This is a genomic window from Streptomyces sp. NPDC042638 (assembly GCF_040647235.1).
Lineage (GTDB): Bacteria > Actinomycetota > Actinomycetes > Streptomycetales > Streptomycetaceae > Streptomyces > Streptomyces rameus.
Genome location: NZ_JBEZBT010000060.1, coordinates 1 through 20,115 on the forward strand (window position 1 = coordinate 1; position 20,115 = coordinate 20,115).

14 protein-coding genes are annotated in these 20,115 nt (G+C 74.3%); 10 read left to right on the top strand and 4 right to left on the bottom strand.

The window, feature by feature from the left end; translation table 11 throughout:
• The first annotated feature begins 44 nt into the window (after positions 1 to 44).
• From AB0B40_RS32525 to AB0B40_RS32555, 7 genes are all read left to right on the top strand, one after another.
• Positions 45 to 6,020, top strand: coding sequence for an amino acid adenylation domain-containing protein (locus AB0B40_RS32525; RefSeq protein WP_362267107.1), 5,976 nt, complete (start codon positions 45 to 47; stop codon positions 6,018 to 6,020).
• Positions 6,021 to 6,166: 146 nt separating this feature from the next.
• Positions 6,167 to 6,370, top strand: coding sequence for an MbtH family NRPS accessory protein (locus AB0B40_RS32530; protein WP_345060467.1), 204 nt, complete (start codon positions 6,167 to 6,169; stop codon positions 6,368 to 6,370).
• A 143-nt stretch (positions 6,371 to 6,513) separates the two neighbouring features.
• Positions 6,514 to 7,098 carry a GNAT family N-acetyltransferase gene (locus tag AB0B40_RS32535; RefSeq protein ID WP_345060469.1) on the top strand — a complete coding sequence of 195 codons (585 nt, stop codon included), beginning with the start codon at positions 6,514 to 6,516 and terminating at the stop codon, positions 7,096 to 7,098.
• Positions 7,095 to 8,348, top strand: coding sequence for an MFS transporter (locus tag AB0B40_RS32540; protein WP_345060471.1), 1,254 nt, complete (start codon positions 7,095 to 7,097; stop codon positions 8,346 to 8,348). The genes AB0B40_RS32535 and AB0B40_RS32540 overlap by 4 nt, the downstream gene beginning before the upstream one ends.
• 59 nt (positions 8,349 to 8,407) lie before the next feature.
• Positions 8,408 to 10,882, top strand: coding sequence for a SpoIIE family protein phosphatase (locus AB0B40_RS32545; protein ID WP_362267110.1), 2,475 nt, complete (start codon positions 8,408 to 8,410; stop codon positions 10,880 to 10,882).
• A gap of 80 nt (positions 10,883 to 10,962) precedes the next feature.
• Positions 10,963 to 11,235, top strand: coding sequence for a hypothetical protein (locus tag AB0B40_RS32550; RefSeq protein WP_345060474.1), 273 nt, complete (start codon positions 10,963 to 10,965; stop codon positions 11,233 to 11,235).
• The gene (locus AB0B40_RS32555) at positions 11,232 to 12,758 is read left to right on the top strand and encodes a ubiquinol-cytochrome c reductase cytochrome b subunit (RefSeq protein WP_362267113.1); all 1,527 of its coding nucleotides are present in this window, start codon (positions 11,232 to 11,234) and stop codon (positions 12,756 to 12,758) included. The genes AB0B40_RS32550 and AB0B40_RS32555 overlap by 4 nt, the downstream gene beginning before the upstream one ends.
• On the opposite strand, the gene AB0B40_RS32560 is transcribed toward AB0B40_RS32555, so the two are convergent.
• Positions 12,694 to 13,077 (bottom strand): cytochrome c oxidase subunit 4, encoded by a 384-nt coding sequence (locus tag AB0B40_RS32560; protein ID WP_345060477.1) that lies wholly within the window; start codon positions 13,075 to 13,077, stop codon positions 12,694 to 12,696. The genes AB0B40_RS32555 and AB0B40_RS32560 overlap by 65 nt on opposite strands.
• Positions 13,074 to 14,738 (bottom strand): cytochrome c oxidase subunit I, encoded by a 1,665-nt coding sequence (gene ctaD, locus AB0B40_RS32565; RefSeq protein ID WP_362267115.1) that lies wholly within the window; start codon positions 14,736 to 14,738, stop codon positions 13,074 to 13,076. Before ctaD ends, AB0B40_RS32560 begins: the two co-directional genes overlap by 4 nt.
• Before the next feature lie 174 nt (positions 14,739 to 14,912).
• Between ctaD and AB0B40_RS32570 the strand changes: the two genes are divergently transcribed.
• Both AB0B40_RS32570 and AB0B40_RS32575 read left to right on the top strand, forming a co-directional pair.
• Positions 14,913 to 15,269 (top strand): DUF6479 family protein, encoded by a 357-nt coding sequence (locus AB0B40_RS32570; protein WP_345060481.1) that lies wholly within the window; start codon positions 14,913 to 14,915, stop codon positions 15,267 to 15,269.
• Between the two features lie 80 nt (positions 15,270 to 15,349).
• Positions 15,350 to 15,526 carry a hypothetical protein gene (locus AB0B40_RS32575; protein WP_345060484.1) on the top strand — a complete coding sequence of 59 codons (177 nt, stop codon included), beginning with the start codon at positions 15,350 to 15,352 and terminating at the stop codon, positions 15,524 to 15,526.
• A gap of 94 nt (positions 15,527 to 15,620) precedes the next feature.
• Here AB0B40_RS32575 and AB0B40_RS32580 read toward each other — a convergent pair whose 3' ends face one another.
• Entirely contained in the window at positions 15,621 to 16,205 is a 585-nt protein-coding gene (locus AB0B40_RS32580; protein WP_345060486.1) for a hydrolase, read from the bottom strand.
• A gap of 310 nt (positions 16,206 to 16,515) precedes the next feature.
• The gene (locus AB0B40_RS32585; RefSeq protein ID WP_345060135.1) at positions 16,516 to 16,953 is read right to left on the bottom strand and encodes a MarR family transcriptional regulator; all 438 of its coding nucleotides are present in this window, start codon (positions 16,951 to 16,953) and stop codon (positions 16,516 to 16,518) included.
• A gap of 126 nt (positions 16,954 to 17,079) precedes the next feature.
• On the opposite strand from AB0B40_RS32585, the gene AB0B40_RS32590 reads away from it, so the two are divergent.
• The gene (locus AB0B40_RS32590; protein ID WP_345060137.1) at positions 17,080 to 20,115 is read left to right on the top strand and encodes an FAD-linked oxidase C-terminal domain-containing protein; all 3,036 of its coding nucleotides are present in this window, start codon (positions 17,080 to 17,082) and stop codon (positions 20,113 to 20,115) included.

A 20,115-nucleotide genomic window follows, 5' to 3' on the forward strand; every position in this document is an offset into this window, starting at 1 on the left:
GGGCCCGGCGCCGTACGACGACCACCGCGGCGCCCAGCACCGCGGTGACCGCGGCTACCACCGAGCGGCCCGGCCTCCCGGCCCAGCGCACCGGCGCCGCGGGGCAGCAGGTACCACCCGCCCGGCCCGGCCCGTCGCCGGACGGCACCGGAACCGGCACCGGGGGGCGGACTCCGTCCGCCGGTCCCGACCGGCTGGCCTACGTGATGTTCACCTCCGGCTCCACCGGCCTGCCCAAGGCGGTCGCGGTACGGCACCGGGACGTCGCGGCGCTGGCCACCGACAGCCGGTTCGCCGGCGGGGTGTGCGAACGGGTGCTGCTGCATTCGCCGGTGGCCTTCGACGCCGCCACGTTCGAGGTGTGGGCGCCGCTCCTGAACGGCGGCTGCGTGGTCGTGGCCCCGGACGGGAACGTCGACGCCGCCCTGCTGCGTCGGCTGGCCGGCGACGGCGGGCTGACCGCGCTGTGGCTCACCGCGGGCCTGTTCCGGCTGCTCGCCCAGGACTCGCCCGACTGCTTCCGGGGTCTGGCGCAGGTGTGGACCGGCGGTGACGTCGTCCCTGCCCCCGCCGTACGCCGGGTGCTGGCCGCCTGCCCCGGTCTGACCGTCGTGGACGGGTACGGGCCCACCGAGACCACCACCTTCGCGACCTGCCACGCCCTCACCGACCCGGCGGCGGTGCCCGGTACCGTCCCCATCGGCCGCCCGCTCGACGACATGCGGGTGCACGTCCTCGACGCCCGGCTGCGGCCCGTACCGCCGGGCTGCCCCGGCGAGCTGTACCTGGCCGGCGAGGGCGTCGCCCGCGGCTATCTCGGCCGCCCCGGCGACACCGCCGCCCGCTTCCTCGCCGACCCCCTCGGGCCGCCCGGAACCCGCATGTACCGCACGGGCGACCTGGCGCGCCGCCGCCCGGACGGCACCGTCGAGTTCCTGGGCCGCGCCGACGACCAGGTCAAGATCCGGGGCTTCAGGGTCGAGCCCGGCGAGGTCGAGGCCGCGCTCGCCGCCCACCCGGACGTCGCGGACGTCGCCGTACTGGCCCGCGAGGACCGGCCGGGCGCCAAGCGGCTCGTGGCCTACGTCGTCGGACCCGCCGCAGAGGACGCCGAGGAGCTGCGGGCCTTCGCCGCCCGCACGCTGCCCGACTACCTCGTCCCGACCGCCTTCGTCCCGCTCGCCGCCCTCCCGCTCAGCCGCAACGGCAAGGTCGACCGGGCCGCCCTGCCCGCACCGGACGCCGAGTCCCGGCGCCCGCGGGTCGAGCCCCGTACCGAGACCGAACGCCGCACGGCGGCCGTCTTCGGGGAGGTGCTGGGCAGCGAACCGCCCGGGGTGGAGGACGACTTCTTCCAGCTCGGCGGCGACTCGATCCTCAGCATCCGGCTCGCCTCCCGCCTCGCCGAGACCTTCGACACCGACCTCACACCCCGCGCGGTGTTCACCCACTCCACACCGGCCGCGCTCGCCCGCCTGCTCGGCGACCGGCAGGGCTCCGGCCGCCCGCAGCTCGTCCCCGTCGCCCGCGACGCCGTCGCACCCATGTCCCACGCACAGCAACGCCTGTGGTTCCTCCAGGAGTTCGAGCCCGGCGGCGCCGAGTACGTCACCGCGCTCGCCCTCCGCCTGCGCGGCACCCTGGACACCCGCGCCCTCCGCGCGGCCCTCGGCGCCGTCGTGGCCCGGCACGAGTCGCTGCGCACCACCTTCGACAGCATCGACGGGCACGGCATCCAGATCGTCCACCCGCCCCAGGACGTGCCGCTGAACGAGCGCGACCTGTCCCGGGTCCCGGACGCCGAGCGGGAGGCGGCACTGCGCCGCCTGCTCGCCGAAGAGCGTGCCCGCCCCTTCGACCTGCGCGAGGGCCCGCTGCTGCGCGCCGGCCTGGTGCGGCTCGCCGAGGACGACCACGTGCTCGGCCTGGCCCTGCACCACATCGTCACCGACGGGTGGTCCACCTCCGTCCTGCTCGGCGACCTCGCCCACCTCTACCGCGCCGAACTCGGTTCGTCCGAAGACGAGTTGACGCCACTGCCGGTCCAGTACGCCGACTACGCGCACTGGCAGCGCACCGCCGGGGACACCGGCGCCGACGAGCACCTCGCCTACTGGAAGGAGCAGCTGGCCGGCAGCGCACCGCTGGACCTGCCCACCGACCGGCCCCGGCCGCCGGTGCGCACCAGCTCCGGCGCCACCACCCGGCTGGTGGTGCCCGCCCTTACCGTACGGCGGCTCACCCGGCTCGCCCGGGACCACGGCACCACCCTGTTCACCACGCTCGTCGCCGCCGCCCAGGCCTATCTCGCCCGGCTGTCCGGCGCCGAGGACATCGCCGTCGGCACCGTCACCTCCGGCCGCGACCGGCCCGAGACCCAGGCCCTCGTCGGGTTCTTCGTCAACACCCTGGTGCTGCGCTCCCGGGCCGCGGCGGAGCAGCCGTTCACCGGGTTCCTCGGCGCGGTACGGCAGACCGTGCTCGACGCCTTCGCCCACCAGGACGTGCCGTTCGAGCGGGTCGTGGACGAGGTCCAGCCCGTCCGCGACACCAGTCGCAGCCCGCTCTTCCAGGTCATGGTCGTCCTCCAGAACGCCCCGGCCGCCGGTCTCGACCTGCCCGGCCTCGACGTCACCGACGTCGAACCGGACACCGACCAGGCCGCGTTCGACCTGACCCTGGAGTTCGCCGAGACCGGCTCCGGCGCCCTGCACGGCCTGCTCACCTACAACACCGACCTGTTCGACCCGCTCACGGCCGAACGGATGGCCGGACAGCTCGGCACCCTGCTGCACGCGGTCGCCGAGGACCCCGGCCGCCCGCTCGGCGCGCTGCCACTGACCTCCGACGACGAGCTGAAGTCCCTGGTGGAGCAGGGCCGCGGCAGCTTCCGCCCGGTGCCCGAGTCGACCCTGCCCGCCCTGTTCGAACGGCAGGCGGCCGACACACCGGACGCGGTGGCGCTGGTCGACGGAGACCGGGAACTGACCTACGCCGAGGTGGACCGGGCGGCCAACCGGCTCGCCCACCGGCTCCTCGGCGACGGCGCCGGACCGGAGTGCGTGGTGGCCCTGGCGCTGCCCCGCTCGGCGGCGACCGTGGTGGCCCAGCTCGCCGTGGCCAAGACCGGCGGCGCCTTCCTGCCCGTGGACCCCGACTACCCGCCGCAGCGCCGGGAGTTCATGATCCGGGACGCCGGTGCCCGGCTGGTCCTCGCCGACCCGGCCGAGGTGTGGGCCGCCGACGGCCCGCAGACGGCACCCACGGACGCCGACCGGCCCACCGCGCTCAGCCCCGCACACCCCGCCTACGTCATCTACACCTCCGGCTCCACCGGCACCCCCAAGGGCGTCGTCGTCACCCACAGGGGCCTCGCGTCCTTCGCCGCGGCGGCCGCCGAACAGTACGCGGCGGGCCCCGGCGACCGGGTGCTGCAGTTCGCCTCGCCGAGCTTCGACGCCTCCGTGCTGGAACTGTGCGTCTCCCTGCTCAGCGGCGCCGCGCTGGTCACGGGCGAGGAGGGGCCCCTGGTCGGGGAAAGGCTCGCGGAAGTGCTCGCCGAACGGCGTGTCAGCCACACGCTGATCCCCCCGGCGGCACTGGCCACCGTCCCACCCGAGACCGCCGCCGCCCTGCCCTGCCTGCGCACCCTCATCGTCGGCGCCGAGGCCTGCCCGGCCGACCTGGTCGACACCTGGGCACCCGGCCGCCGCATGATCAACTCCTACGGGCCCACCGAGGCCACCGTGGTCGCCACCTGGACCGGCCCGCTGACCCCCGGCACCGGCGCCCCGTCCATCGGCCGCCCCTCCGGCGCCACCCGCGTCCACGTGCTCGACGCCGCCCTGCGCCCCGTACCGCCCGGCGTCACCGGGGAGCTGTACGTCGCCGGACCCGGGCTCGCCCGCGGCTACCTGGGCCGGCCGGGGCTCACCGCCGGGCGGTTCGTGCCCGACCCGTTCGGCGCGCCGGGGGAGCGGATGTACCGCACCGGGGACCTGGTCCGCTGGACCGCCGACGGCCGCCTCCGGTTCGCCGGACGCGCCGACGACCAGGTCAAGCTGCGCGGGTTCCGCATCGAACCCGGCGAGATAGAGAGCGCCCTGCGCCGCAGCCCCCTGGTGCGGGACGCGGTCGTGGCCGTACGCGCCACGGAAACGCCCGGCGCCCCGGCCCGGGACGGCATGCAGGAGGCACCGGCCGCCCCGGCCCGGCTCGTCGCCTACGTCGTACCCGCGCGACCGTCCGGCGCCGGGCTGCCCGTCGGCGAGCTGCGGCTGCACCTGGCCGGGCTGCTGCCACCGCACATGGTGCCCTCGGTGTTCGTCCCGCTGGACCGGCTGCCGCTCACCCCGAACGGCAAGACCGACCGGCGGGCCCTGCCCGCACCCGGTCCCGCGCAGGCCGCGGACGGCCCGCGGACCGCGCCGCGCACCGACACCGAACGCCGTATCGCCCGTATCTGGGCCGACGTGCTGGGTGTCGAGGAGGTCGGGGCCGACGACAACTTCTTCGCGCTCGGCGGCGACTCGATCCTGAGCATGCAGGTCGTCTCCCGGCTGCGCCGCGACGGCCTGCACGTCGCCACCCGCGACCTGTTCACCCACCAGACCGTCGCCGCACTCGCCACCGTGGTCCGCGCCGCGCCCCGGCCGTCCGGAACGGGCCCGGTCACCGGCGAGGTGCCGCTCACCCCGATCCAGGAGTGGTTCCTCACCACCCCCCGCGCCGCCCACCACCACTTCAACCAGTCGGCGCTGCTGGAGCTCGACGGCACCCCGGACCTCGGGGCGCTGCGCGCCGCGCTCGACGCGCTGCTGGACCACCACGACGCCCTGCGCATGCGGTTCACCCGGGACGAGCACGGCTGGCGGCAGTTCAACCCGCCGCCCGCCGACGGCCACGACATCCTCGTCCGGCACGACGTGACCGGGCTGTCCGCCGAGGAGGCGGACGCGGCCATGGCCAAGGCCGCCGACGAACTGCATGCCGGCTTCGACCTGGCCCGCGGACCGCAGCTGCGGGCGGCCCTGTTCACCGGGGACCCGGACCGGCCCGCGTTCCTCCTGCTCGTCGCCCACCACCTGGTCGTGGACGCCGTCTCCTGGCGCATCCTGCGCGACGACCTGGAGACCGCCTACGGGCAGGCCCTCCGGGGCGGCCGGGTCGCCCTGGGGGAGCGCGGCACCAGCTTCCGGGAGTGGTCGCGGCGCCTGGCCGCACACGTCGCCGAGGGCGGCCTCGACCACGAACTGCCCCACTGGGAGCAGGCGGTGGACACCGCACCCGCCCCGGCCGACGAGGCCCGGCCCCCCGAGGCCGGACCGGCCGCCACGGTCGGTGTGGAACTCGACGAGGAGGACACCGCGGCCCTGCTGCGCTCCGCGCCCACCGCGTACCGCACCCGGGTCAACGACGTGCTGCTCGCCGCCCTCGCCCTGGCACTGGCCCGCTGGACCGGACACGACCGGGTCCGCCTGGACCTGGAGGGCCACGGCCGCGAGGACCTGCTCGACGGCGTCGACCTCTCCCGCACCGTCGGCTGGTTCACCACCGTCTACCCGGTCGCCCTCCAGGTGCCCGACCCCGGCGACCTCGGTCCGGACCGGGACTGGCGGTCCCTGGTGAAGTCGGTGCGCCGTCAGCTGCGCGCCGTACCCGGCAACGGCATCGGCTTCGGCGCGCTGCGCACCTTCGGCCCGTCCGAGGTCCGCGAGCGCCTCGGCGCCCACGCCCACGGCCAGGTGGTGTTCAACTACCTCGGCCAGTGGGACGCCCGCCCCGAGACCGCGGACGGCGGCCTGGTCCGCGCCGAACACGGCTCCTTCGGCCAGGACCACGACCCCCGGGACCCCGGCTCGCATCCGGTGGAGGTGGTGGGCGCGGTACAGCACGGCCGGCTCGCCTTCACCTGGCACCACCGGCCCGCCGTCCACGACACGGCGACCGTGCGCCGGGTGGCCGAGGAGTTCGCCGAGGCGCTGCGCCAGCTCGCCCGGCACGCCAGGGGAGGCCGGTGACGACACTCCCGCCCCGCGAGGCGCCGCTGCGGCCGACGGCCCGGCGCGGCCCCCGCGCACCCCGCGCCCCCACCCGGCACCCACCGCCTCCACCACGCCCCGACCAGCCTTTCTCCCGCCCATCCACTCTCCCGAAGGAACACGACATGGACGAGAACACCCGCTACCAGGTGCTGCGCAACGACGAGGAGCAGTACTCCCTCTGGCCCGTCGACATCGAGGTCCCCGCCGGCTGGCAGCCCGTCGGCAAGGAGGGCACCGAGGCCGAGTGCTCCGCCTACGTCGACGAGGTCTGGACCGACATGCGGCCCAAGAGCCTCCGCGAGCGCATGGAGAGCACCGGAGCCTGACCGGGGCCCCACCTCACACCCGCACGCCGGGCCGGCCGCACCCGCGCCGGCCCGGCGCCCCCTCCTCCCCCCCACGCGTCGCCGTCACGGTGCCCCACCGCCCTCGGCCCCCACCGCACCGCATCACTCCCGAGGAGCCCGCCATGACCCCTGCACTGCGCACCGAACGCCTGGAGTTCCTCCCCTACCGGCCTGAACACGAGGACGTCTTCGTCGCCCTGCTGCGCGACGAGGAGGTGTGCCGCTGGATGGGGCAGGACCTCGTACCCGAACCACAGATCCGCGAGGTCTTCCGCGCCATCCTCACCGACATCTACCCCCAGCGCCGGTTCGACGTGTGGGGGCTGTGGCTGGCGGGCGCCTACGTCGGCCACGCCGAGGTGAAGCCGACCGGCAACGTCGACGGCCACGAGCTGGTCACCGCGCTCGCCCCCGCGTACTGGGGGCACGGACTGGGCGGCGAGGCGGTGCGCGGCCTGCTCCGGCACGCCGCCGACAACCTCGGTCTCCGCGAGGCGTACGGCATGGTGGGCGCCGAGAACACCGCCAGCCTGGCCATGTGCCGCCGCCTGGGCTTCCGCCACGTCCGGGACGTGGTCGGCGACGACGGTTCGGTGACGAAGCTCCTGGTCATCCCGACCACGCACCCGGGCGGAGCGGCGGGTGCCGAGGGTGCGGCCGGCGCCGAGGGCGGCGTCCGGGCGGCGGCCGTCGAGGACCCGGTATGAGCAGGCCGCCCGCCGGTGAGGGCGCCGCGGAGGCGGTGGCGGAGACCGGGCAGCCGCCGGGGCTGTGGCGCAACCGCGACTTCAACCTGCTGTGGACCGGGCAGTGCCTGTCCGACCTGGGCGGCGCCATGGTGGATCTGGCCCTGCCCCTGCTGGTGCTTGAGCGGACCGGGTCCCCGACACGGGCCGGACTCGTGGGCACGGCCGGGCTCGTCACCGCCCTGCTGTGCCGGCTGCCGGCCGGCGTCCTCGCCGACCGTTTCGACCGGCGCCGGCTGATGATCGGCTGCGATGTGCTGCGGCTCGCCGTGTACGCCCTCCTCGGCTGGGCGGTCGTGGCCGGCACGGCAAGCCTGCCGGTGATCCTCCCGGTGGTGGTCGTCGGTGCCGCCGCCACGGCCGTCTTCAGCACCGCCGAGCACGCCTCGGTGCGCAACCTGGTCCGCCCCGGCGAGCTCACCTCCGCCGTGGCCCGCAACGAGGCACGGACCTACGGCGTCTCCCTGGCCGGACCGCCGCTGGGCGGCCTGCTGTTCGGGCTCGGCCGGGCCCTGCCCTTCCTCGGCAACGCGCTGAGCTTCCTGCTCTCCCTCGTGGCCGTCTCCCGTATCCGGCGCCCTCTCCAGCAGGCCCGTCGGGAGGCGGCCCCCTCCGCCGGCGCCTCCGCCGCGCAGGGCCTGCGCTTCCTGTTCGGGCATCCGTTCCTGCGGGCCCTGCTGGTGATCGCCGCCCCGCTGAACATGGCCTTCACCGGCATGATCTTCGCGATGACCCTCGCGCTCCGCCGCGCCGGCGTCTCCCCGTTCCTGGTCGGCCTCGCCGGCACGGTCTTCGCCCTGGGCGGGTTCCTCGGCGCCTTCGCGGCCCCGGCGCTCCAGCGGCGGCTGCGGCTGCCCGTGCTGATCACGCTGCTGTGCTGGGCGACCGCCGCGCTGATGGCGGTCAGCACCCTGCTGGCCGGTTCCGTCCTGGCCGCCGTACCGCTGGCGTTCGCCGTGTTCCTCGGGCCCACGGCGAACGCCGCGCTCTTCGGCCGTCAGGCCGCCGTCACACCGGACCATCTGCAGGGCCGTGTGGTCAGCGGTGTGCTGCTCGCCGCGGGCTCGGCCGCCGCGCTCGCCCCTGTCCTGGCCGGCGCGCTGCTGGCCCGGTGGAGCCCGGGACCGGCGATGCTGGTCTTCCCCCTGCTGGTCACCGCCGCCGCGGTGACGGCCACCCTCAGCAAGGGCATCCGGACGCCGGCCGCCTGACCTCCGTACCCCGCTGCGGCCGCCACCGGGAACCGCTCACGTGCACAGGGGCTGCGCAGGTGGCTCACACGCGCTGTAATGGCGACGTGGTGAGTGAGGGCGCTGCGATCAGCGGAACCAGGGTGGAGCGTGCCGAAGTCGCCCTCGCCTCGCTGACGGCCGAGCCGGTCACCCCCGACCGGCTCCGCCGGGTTCTGGAACAGGCGCTCGTGTTCGCCGGGGCGGCCTTCGCCGGGGTGTACACGCCCGGCGACGACCCCGCGCTGCTCCGCCTCGCCGAGTCGGCCGGCCTGCCCCGCACCCTGTACGGCCTGCGGGACTGCTACCCGGCCGCCGGTACCTCCCCGGTCGCCGAGGTGCACCGCACCGGACAGCCGCTGTGGCTCGGCCCCGTCGAGCTGGCCGACGGCCCGGACGCGCGCCGTACCCCCTCCCCGGTCGCGTTCTCCGTGGCCGTCCTGCCGCTCGGCCCGGCGGGCGCCGGCTGTCTGCTGGCCGCCGGCGAGCATCCCGGCGGCTTCGGCACCGACGACCGGTCCTGCCTGGAGCTGATCGCCCGGGCGGTCGCCGTACCCGTCCCGGCCGACGCCCACGACACCGGCGAACTGCCCGAGGACGCCTTCACCCTGGCCATGGACACCGGCCGGATCGAGGTCGGCGCGGGAATCCTGCGGCTGTTCGGGATCGGCCGGGAGAGCTTCGACGGCCGGGTGGAGACCCTGCTGGGGCGCACGGTGCCCGACGACCTGCCCGCGCTGATGTCCGTGGTCGAGCCCGACCACATGTCCATCGGCGACCGCGAGCTGGAGTTCCGCATCCTGCGGGCCGCCGGGCCGCCCGCCTGGCTGCGGCTGCGGGGCCGGCTGCTGCCCGGCGGCGGGGGCCGGCCCGCCAGGCTCGTCGGCACCGTCGCCGACGCCTCCACCCTGCGCTCGGACGTCACCGACGTCGCCCGGGTTCAGCGCCTGGCCGCCGCCCTCGCCACCGCCGGCACCGTCAAGGACGTCGGCCGGGCCGTCGTCGCCGCCCTGCGCACACCGCTGCACGCCGACCGGATCGCCCTGGCCGAACTGGAGAACGACCGGCTGGTGGTCACCGTCCTCGACCCGCCCGAGCCCGAGGCGTGGCCCGAGGTGTGGCGCAGCGAGTGGCGCACCGAGTGGCCCGACGCGCCGGTGCGCGCCATGCCCACCCTGGCCGCCGCGCTGCGCGAGGGCCGCGCCCGGATCTGGCCCGCCGGTTCCGTGCTGGAGCCCGCCCTCGGCGAGGTCGGCCCCGGCGGCCTCGCCGTGCTGCCGCTGCCCGCCGGCGGCCGGCTGGCCGGCGCCTGCCTGATCGGCTGGGACAGCCCGCACGACTTCGCCCCCGACGAACGCGCCCTGCTCACCGCCAGCGCCGCCCTGACCGGCCAGGCCCTGCTGCGCGCCCACGCCTTCGACGCCGAGCACGAGCTCGTCGGCATGCTCCAGCGCACCCTGCTGCCCCGCCGGCTGCCCCGGCTGCCCGGCGCGGTCGCCGTCGCCCGCTATCTGCCCACCACGGCCGGTCTGGAGGTCGGCGGGGACTGGTACGACGTGATCCCGCTCGCCGACAACCACGTCGCCCTCGTCATCGGCGACGTCCAGGGACACAACGCGGGAGCCGCCACGCTGATGGGCCAGATGCGCACCGCGCTGCGCGCCTACGCCGCCGAGGGCCACGCCCCGGACGTGGTCGTCGCCCACGCCAACCGGCTGCTGCTGGACATGGAGACCGACCTCTTCGCCACCTGCGCCTACCTCGACGTCGACATGGAGCGGGGCACCGCCTGGTGCGTGCGCGCAGGGCATCTGCAGCCGGTGCTGCGCCACCCGGACGGTGCCGCCGAGATCCTGCGCACCGAGGGCGGTCCGCCGCTCGGGGTGCTGACCCAGGCGGAGTTCCCGATGACCCCGCTGCGGCTCCGGCCCGGCACCGTGCTCGCGCTGACCACCGACGGCCTGGTGGAGACCCACGACGCCGACCTCGACGCCGGGATGGACCGCCTGGCCCGCGAACTGGCCGCCGCCGACCCCGCCCACCTCGGCCTGGTCGCCGACGCCCTGCTCACCGGGGCCCACCGCGGCGACGACGTGGCCCTGCTGCTGATGCGCTACGACGGCATGGCCGTACGGCCGTTGCGGGAGAGCTGGACGGTGTGGCGGGTGCCGGAGGCGGCCCGGCACGCCCGCCGCTTCACCCGGCGCACCCTGCGCGCCTGGGACGTGCCCCAGCACACGGTCGACGCGGCCCTGCTGGTGGTCTCCGAACTCGTCACCAACGCCCTCGTGCACACCGGCGGCCCGGTCCGGCTGGACATGAGCCTGGTCGGCCGCCGGCTGCGGCTCGCCGTCGCCGACTCCTGCCCGCGCAGCCCCGTACAGCCCACCAGCATCGGCTGGGAGGCGACCGGCGGCCGGGGCATCCTGCTGGTGGAGGCCGTGTCGGAGGCCTGGGGGACGGTCCCGGTCAGCGGCGGCAAACAGGTGTGGGCGGACCTCGTGGCCGACGGCTGAGCCGCCACTCGGGTGCGGGAGAGAGCCGTTCGGCAGCGTGGGGAGGCGCGGTCCGGCGCCTGTGCCTAGGGTCGGTTGATGTGGCACACGACTTCGAGGAACTGGTGCAGAAGCAGCGCGCGGCCGAAGCGGCCCGCGCCACGGTCGAGGACCTGCGGCAGACCTACGGCCCACCGGCCGAGCAGCGTATGACCGGGGCGCAGTCGGGCACCTACGAGACGGCCCTGCGGGCCTGGCGGGACCTGGCCCGCGATGTGCAGACGGCGGTGAGCGAGTACGCCAGGGAGACGGGCCGGGCACGGGCCGAGGTGGAGGCCGAGGTGGAGCGGGCCGCCGCGACGGAGAGCCCGTGAATCGAACCGGCCGGCGCGACGCAGAGCCCCTGAGCCGAGCCGGCCGCCGCGCCGAGCGGCTCGTGGACGCCGCCGACGCGCGGCTGCCCGTCCTGGAGGGCGGCTCGCTGCTGCGCAAGGCGTTCCCGGAGCACTGGTCGTTCTTCCTCGGCGAACTCGCCCTGTACAGCCTGCTCGTGCTGGTCCTGACCGGCGTGTGGCTGACGTTCTTCTTCCAGCCGGAGATGCGTGAGGTCGTCCACGCGGGTTCCTACCCGCCGCTGCGCGGAGTGCGCATGTCGGCCGCGTTCGACTCCACCCTGCGCATCAGCTTCGATGTGCGCGGCGGCCTGCTGATGCGGCAGGTCCACCACTGGGCCGCACTCGTCTTCGTCGCCGCGATCGGCCTGCACATGCTGCGGATCTTCTTCACCGGCGCCTTCCGCCGGCCGCGGGAGCTGAACTGGGTCATCGGGCTCACCCTGTTCGTGGTCTCGCTCGCCGAGGGCTTCGCCGGCTACTCGCTCCCCGACGACCTGCTCTCCGGGACCGGGCTGCGCATCGCGCAGGGCATCATGGCGTCGATCCCGCTGGTGGGCACGTACGCGGCCTTCTTCGTCTTCGGCGGCGAGTTCCCGGGCCACGACATCATCACCCGCCTGTACCCGGTGCACATCCTGCTGCTGCCGGGCGCCCTCATCGCGCTGGTGACGGTGCATCTGGTGCTGGTCTTCCATCTCAAGCACACCCAGTGGCGGGGCCCCGGCCGCACCAACCGCAACGTCGTCGGCAAACCCCTCTACCCGCAGTTCACCGCCACCTCCACCGGTCTGTCCCTGACCGTCTTCGGCGTTCTCGTCCTGCTCTCCGGCCTCGCCCAGGTCAACCCGGTCTGGAAGTACGGCCCCTACCGTCCCGACCTGGTCTCCACCGGCTCCCAGCCCGACTGGTACGTCGGGTTCCTGGAGGGCGCGCTGAGGCTCGTACCGCCGTGGGAGTCGAAGGTCGCCGGGCACACGTTCATGTGGAACGTCCTGCTCCCGGCCGTCGTCCTGCCCGGCCTGCTGTTCGCCGTCCTCTACGCCTACCCGTTCGTGGAGCAGCGGCTGACGGGGGAGTGGCACCACGAGCAGCACCTGTGCGACCGGCCGCGCGAGCGTCCCGTCCGCACCGCCCTCGGCGTCGCGGGCACCGTCTTCTACGGCGTGCTGCTGCTGGCCGGCGGCAACGACATCATCGCCTTCACCTTCCGCGTCTCCGTCAACGCCCTCACCTGGGTGCTGCGGATCGCCCTGGTGGTGGCGCCCGTACTCGCCTTCCTGGTCACCCGGTGGCTGTGCCGGGCCCTGACGGCGGCCGAGCGTGAACGTCTCGTGGAGGGCGTGCCCACCGGCGAGATCCGGCAGACCGTCGCCGGCGGCTACGAGAGCGACCACGGACCCGTCGGGACCTTCCGGCCCGGCGCACCCCGCAGGCCGCTCACCGGTGCGCGTACTGGAACACCATTCCGGACAGACCGCGAGCCAGAACGCCGAGACCGATGAGGAACAGCCACAGGCCGTAGACGACACCGGAGGCCGTCACCGCGAACCCCAGCGCGGTGACGAGCGGCCACACACTCTCGTCCGGGAAGAAGGCCACCGGACCGGCCCCGTCCGCCACCTCCGCGTCGGTGCGGTCCTGCGGGCGCGAACCCCGGCGCCGGTACTGGACGAGACAGAAGAAGGCGACCAGCGCCGCCATCCCGCACGCGACGACCAGCGCGGTCGTGCCCGTCGCGTCCCGCGACCACACCCCGTACAGGGTGGCGGAACCGGCGAAGAACAGCGCCACGCCGCCGAACAGCATCGCCTCCACCTTCATCGCGCCCTCTCCTCCCCGGCCGGGGCCTCGACCTCCGGATGGTGCAGGTCGAAGGCGGGCGACTCCGACCGGATGCGGGGCAGCGCCACGAAGTTGTGCCGGGGCGGCGGGCAGGACGTCGCCCACTCCAGGCCACGGCCCCACCCCCAGGGGTCGTCCAGGGTGACCTTCTCGCCCTTGGCCGCGGTGCGCCAGACGTTGTACAGGAACGGCAGCGTGGAGACGCCCAGCACGAACGCGCCCGCCGACGACAGGGTGTTCAGCAGCGTGAAGCCGTCCGCGGGCAGATAGTCCGCGTACCGGCGGGGCATCCCCTGCTCGCCGAGCCAGTGCTGCACCAGGAAGGTCAGCTGGAACCCCGGGAACAGCAGCCAGAAGTGCACCTTGCCGAGCCGCTCGTCCAGCATCTTCCCGGTGAACTTCGGCCACCAGAAGTAGAAGCCGGCGAACATCGCGAACACCACCGTCCCGAACAGCACGTAGTGCAGGTGCGCCACGATGAAGTAGGTGTCGGTGAGGTGGAAGTCGAGCGGCGGGGAGGCGATCAGCACTCCGCTCAGCCCGCCGAGCAGGAACGACACCAGGAATCCCAGCGACCACAGCATCGGCGTCTCGAACGAGACCGATCCGTGCACCATGGTCCCGATCCACGCGAAGAACTTGATGCCCGTGGGCACCGCGATGAGGAACGACATGACCGAGAAGAACGGCAGCAGCACCGCGCCGGTGGCGAACATGTGGTGCGCCCACACCACCGCCGACAGCATGGTGATCGAGGTGGTCGCCCCGATCATCGGCAGATAGCCGAACAGCGGTTTGCGGGAGAAGACCGGGATGATCTCCGAGACGATCCCGAAGAACGGCAGCGCCACGATGTACACCTCGGGGTGCCCGAAGAACCAGAACAGGTGCTGCCACAGCAGTGCCCCGCCGTTCGCCGCGTCGAAGACGTGCGCACCGAACTTCCGGTCGGCCTCCAGTGCCAGCAGGGCCGCCGTCAGCACCGGGAACGCGGGCAGGATCAGGACGGAGGTGAACAGCACGTTCCAGGTGAACATGGGCATCCGGAACATCGTCATGCCGGGCGCGCGCAGGCACATGATCGTGGCGATGAAGTTCACCGCGGTCAGCGTCGTCGAGACGCCCGACACCACCAGTCCCATGGCCCACAGGTCACCGCCCGCGCCGGGGGAGAAGTAGGCGCTGTTGAGCGGCGCGTAGGCGAACCAGCCGAACGCCGCCGCCCCGCCCGGCACCAGGAAACCGGACACCACGATCAGGCCGCCGAACAGGTACATCCAGTACGACAGCGCGTTCAGCCGCGGGAAGGCCAGGTCGGGGGCGCCGATCTGCAGCGGCATGACGGCGTTGGCGAACCCGGCGAACATCGGTGTCGCGAACAGCAGCATCATGATCGTGCCGTGGATCGTGAAGAACTGGTCGTAGCCCTGTTCGCTCAGGAACTGCAGGCCGGGGTGGGCCAGTTCGGCCCGCATGGCGAGCGCGAGCAGCCCGGCCAGCAGGAAGAAGCAGAACGCCGTGACCATGTAGAGGCGGCCGATCACCTTGTGGTCGGTCGTGGAGACCCAGCGCAGCAGGGTCCGGCCGGGTCGCGGGGCGGGTGCCGCGTACCGGGCGGTGATCTCCGTGATTTCTGACATCTGCGGCGATTCGGTCATCGCGGGTGACGCTACTCCCGGCGGCCGGAGCCCCGCTCACGCCACGCCCTGCACGCCCGAGGGGGTGGGTACGGCCGGGTGGGCCGATCGGCTGAGGGTCACCGCGCCGGGCATTCCAGGCCGCCCTCCGGGTACCCGGCGTCCATGGACAGTGCCATGTACGAAGCAGCTTCCGGTGCACAGATCTTCGGTTACATCGCCATTCTGGCCGTCGGCGTGGTCTGCGTCGCCGGGCTCATCTATGCCTTCCGGCTTGGGGTGAAGGTGCGCCGACGCGAACCGGGACCGCCCAGGCCCGAGGAGCAGCCGAGGATGCCTGCGTCCGGACCGGTCCGTGAGACGCGTGAGGTGCGCGAGCCCGACGAGGTGCCCCGGGCCGGCGACGACGGTGAACGTCTCACCCCGCACCAGCTCGGCAACGTCGGCACCAAGCGCGCCGACGACCAGAGCCGGAGTCGCTGGTCATCGGGTTCCAGCGGGTCCTTCGGCGGCGGTGGCGGCGGCCGGACCTGACCGCCGTCGCGCGCCCGGGTTTGCCGGGGCCCCGTGGCGGGGACCCGGCGGGCACCCAGCGCAGAAGGAAGTTGAACGACGTGACCGCGCACAGCAGTGACAAGCCCGCCCTGCCCTACGCCGAGACCGGATGGGCCAAGGCCCACCGCCGGCAGGGCCGCGGTGTGCGCACCTGCCTCCCCGCCGTCCTGGACCGGCCGTCCGGCGGACAGCGGGACGCCTCGGCCGACGACCACATAGTGCGGGGCGAGGACTGAGAGGACTGACCTGGGGGCCGGCGGCCGGCAGGCGCACGGCGCCCAGGTCCGCTCCCCGGCAGGCCGCGGCACCAGCGGGTGGGCGGGCGGCCGGTCAGGCGCGCGTCTTGGCCAGCAGCTCCAGGATCTCGGCACTCGTGCCGCTCTCGCCGAGCCGCGGGAAGATCCGCTCGACACTGTTGGCGTGCGCGTCGGCGTCGGCGTCGGCCATGGCGTCCGTGGCGAGGGTGACGTGGTAGCCGTGCGCGTAGGCGTCGCGCGCGGTGGACTCGACACCGATGCTGGTGGCGATCCCGGTCAGCACGATCTGGGTGATGCCGCGGCGGCGCAGCTGGACGTCCAGGTCGGTGCCGTGGAAGGCGCTCCAGTTGTGCTTGGTGACCTGGATGTCACCGGGGTGTCCGGACAGTTCGTCGACGACGACGTCCCAGCCTTCCGGGAAGGCGAGCCCACGCGCCTGCCGCTCGGTGCGGCCGGGCACGGCGTCCGCCCCGTCGGCCGCGAAGGACACCCGGACGAGGACCACGGGGAGCCCGTGGGAGCGGAAGGCGTCCGCGAGCCCCGCCGTGCGGGACACGACCTCGGGGCCCGGGTACGGCTGGGTCGGCATGGCCACGATGCCGTGCTGCAGGTCGATCGCGACGAGGGCGGTACGGGGGTCGAGCGTGGTGAGCGACATGGGTCGGTCAGGCCTTTCGGATGGTTCGGGGCGGTGAGAGTGAGCCGGCCGGGAGAACGGCCGGGCAGGGGCGCCGCCGGCTACGGCGCGCAGCCGGCGGGCGGGAACAGGGCCGGGCCGTGCGGCCCGCGGTCGGCGCGGGCCCGGTCGGCGCGGCGCGGGTGCGACGCCGCGGGGGCGGAGGACGCACCCGGCGCGCCGGGTGCGCGAAGAAGCGGAGCCGTCCCGCCGCCTCGGGTGATCCGGTCGGGCGGGGCCTGGCGGCGGCAGGAGACGCCGGTGGTCCCGGCGCCCGCGGCGAGCCTCGGTGTCACGGCCGGGACAGCCGGTCCATCAGCTCCAGCGCCGCGAGGACCGTCTGCCGCTCCTCCTCGGTGTAGCGGTCCTGGAAGGCGCGGGCCAGCCACTCCTCCCGCACCTGCCGGTTGCCCTCGGTGCGGGCCCGGCCGGTGTCGGTCAGTGTGACCAGCTGACGGCGGCCGTCGTCGGGGTCGGGGGCGCGGCGGATCAGCCCGTGCTGCTCCAGGGCGGCCAGCGTGGTGGCCATGGACTGCGGGCGCACCCCCTCGGCGGCGGCGAGCGCACTGGCCGTGGCCGCGCCGTGCTTGCCGACGAGGGTGAGCGCCGACTCCTGCGAGGGGCTGAGGTCGGCGTCCTGCGCCACCTCCCGGATACGGCGCCGCAGTCTGCTGAAGACCACGCGCAGATCACGCGCGGCACGGGCGGCGGAGTCGGAGATGTCGGCCATGGCGGCCACACTATGACCGGCAGCGCCAGCTGTCCAGTTGAGACTGTTCAGTTTTACCTGACTATTTGCCGGGTACTCGCCCGCCGCGGACAGGGCAGCTCGTCGGTGAAGATCAAGGGAGCCCATATGACCCCTCCGGACAGGTCCGGCCTGGAGGCGGCCCTGCGGGCCGAGGTGGACGGCGAGGTCCGCTTCGACGCGGGCAGCCGCGGCGCCTACGCCACGGACGGTTCGAACTACCGGCAGGTCCCGCTCGGTGTCGTCGTACCCCGCACCGTGGAGGCGGGCGCGCGGGCGGTGTCCGTCTGCGCGCGCTTCGACGCCCCCGTCCTCTCCCGGGGCGGTGGCACCAGCCTGGCCGGACAGACGACCAACACCGCCGTGGTGATCGACTGGAGCAAGTACTGCACCGGCGTGCTCTCCGTCGACCCCGAGCGGCGCACCTGCGTGGTCGAGCCCGGGATCGTCCTGGACGAACTCAACCGCCGTCTCGCCCGCCACAGACTGCAGTTCGGCCCGAAGCCGTCCACCCACAGCCACTGCGCGCTCGGCGGCATGATCGGCAACAACTCCTGCGGCGCCTCCGCCCAGGCGTACGGCAAGACCGTCGACAACGTCCGGCGCCTGGAGATCCTCACCTACGACGGGCAGCGCGCGTGGGTCGGCCCCACCCCGCCCGACGAGCGGGACCGGATCGTCGCCGGGGGCGGCCGGCTCGCCGAGATCTACACCGGCCTCGACCGCATCGCCACCGAGTACCTGGCCGACATCCGCCGCGGCTACCCGAAGATCCCGCGCCGCGTCTCCGGCTACAACCTCGACTCCCTGCTGCCCGAGAACGGCTTCGACGTCGCCAAGGCACTCGTCGGCAGCGAGGGCACCCTGGTCACCGTCCTGCGCGCCGAGCTCGACCTCGTGCCCGTGCCGCCGTACCAGTCCCTGCTCGTCCTCGGCTACGACGACATCTGCGCCGCCGCCGACGACGTCCCCCGCCTGCTGGAACACTGCTCGCCCACCCAGCTGGAGGCCCTGGACGGGCGCATGGCGCAGCTGATGCGCGAGGAGGGCGCCTTCCTGGAGTCGCTCGCCGTGCTTCCGGAGGGCGACAGCTGGCTGATGGTGCAGTACAGCGGCGACAGCCAGGAGGACGTCGACGCACAGGCGCACGCCCTGCTGCGGGCCATCGGCCGCGGGGAGAAGGACGCGAACGTGGCCTTCTCCGACGACCCCGAGCGCGAGCAGAAGATGCTCAAGGCCCGCGAGGCCGGACTCGGCGTGACCGCCCGCCCGCCGGACGGCCGCGAGACCTGGGAGGGCTGGGAGGACTCCGCCGTACCGCCCGAACGGCTCGGCGACTACCTGCGCGACCTCAGGCGGCTGTTCGAGGAGTTCGACTACGACCACCCCTCCCTGTACGGCCACTTCGGACAGGGCTGCGTCCACACCCGGATCCCCTTCGGCCTGACGACCGCCGAGGGCGTGGCCGGGTTCCGGCGCTTCCTGGAGCGCGCCGCCGACCTCGTCGCCTCCTACGGCGGCTCCCTGTCCGGCGAGCACGGGGACGGCCAGGCCCGGGGCGAACTGCTCACCCGGATGTTCGGAGAACGGCTCGTGACCGCGTTCGGCGAGCTGAAGGCGCTCTTCGATCCCGGCGACCGGATGAACCCCGGCAAGATCGTCCGCCCCCACCCCGTGGACGGACAACTGCGCCTCGGCCCCGCCTGGCGGCCCGCCACCCCCTCCACCCACTTCGGCTATCCCGACGACGACCACTCCTTCAACCGCGCGGTGATGCGCTGCGTCGGCATCGGCAACTGCCGCAGCCACACCGGCGGCGTCATGTGTCCCTCGTACCGGGCCACGATGGAGGAGGAGCACTCCACCCGCGGCCGGGCCCGGCTGCTGTTCGAGATGCTCGACGGGCACGCCGACTCCGCGGTCAAGGACGGCTGGCGCTCCACCGAGGTGCACGACGCGCTCGACCTCTGCCTCGCCTGCAAGGGCTGCAAGTCCGACTGCCCGACCGGCGTCGACATGGCCACCCTCAAGGCGGAGTTCATGTCCCACCACTACGCGGGCCGGATCCGGCCCATGGCCCACTACTCCATGGGCTGGCTCCCGCTGTGGGCCCGGCTGTCGCGTGCCGCTCCCGCCCTGGTCAACTCCGCGCTCCACGCGCCCGGTCTGGCCCGACTCGGCAAGCGGCTCGCCGGCATCGACGAGGCCCGCTCGGCCCCGGTGTTCGCCGGGGAGTCCTTCGTCCAGTGGTGGCGGGCCCGCGGCCGGGAGCAGCCGGACCCCGCCGACCCGCGCACGGTCGTGCTGTGGCCGGACACCTTCAGCACCTACTTCCACCCCGCCATCGCGAAGTCGGCCGTACGCGTCCTCGAGGACGCCGGCTTCCGGGTCGCCGTCCCCACCGAGCCGCTGTGCTGCGGCCTGACCTGGATCTCCACCGGGCAGCTCCCCGCCGCCAAGAAGGTGCTGACCCGCACCCTCGGGGTGCTGCGGCCCTACCTGGAGGCCGGCACGCCGATCATCGGACTGGAACCCTCCTGCACGGCCGTCTTCCGCTCCGACGCCCCGGAGCTGATGCCCGGCGACCAGGACGTGTCCCGGCTCGCCGCGCAGACGCGCACCTTCGCCGAACAGCTCGTCCACCACGCCCCCGACGACTGGCGGCCGCCGCGGCTCGCCCGCCGGGCGACCGTCCAGACCCACTGCCACCAGCACGCCGTCATGAAGTTCGACGCCGACCGTGAACTGATGCGCCGCGCGCAGCTCGACGCCGAGGTGCTCGACGAGGGCTGCTGCGGCCTGGCCGGCAACTTCGGCTTCGAACGCGGCCATCACGAGGTCTCCATGGCCGTCGCCGAACAGGGCGTCCTGCCCGCCGTCCGCGGAGCCGCTCCGGGCAGCCTCGTCCTCGCCGACGGCTTCAGCTGCCGCACCCAGATCGAACAGGGCGGTACCGGCCGCCGCGCGCTGCATCTCGCCGAGGTCCTGGCCCTCGCCCTCGACGGCAACCTGCCCGGCGACCACCCGGAACGCCTGGCCGACCGGCCGGCGGAGCCGTCCCGTACGACCCGCTGGGCGGCGACCGCCGCCGTGGCCGCCGTCGCCGCGGGCGCCGTGGGCGGGCTGCGGCGGCTGAGGAGGTGA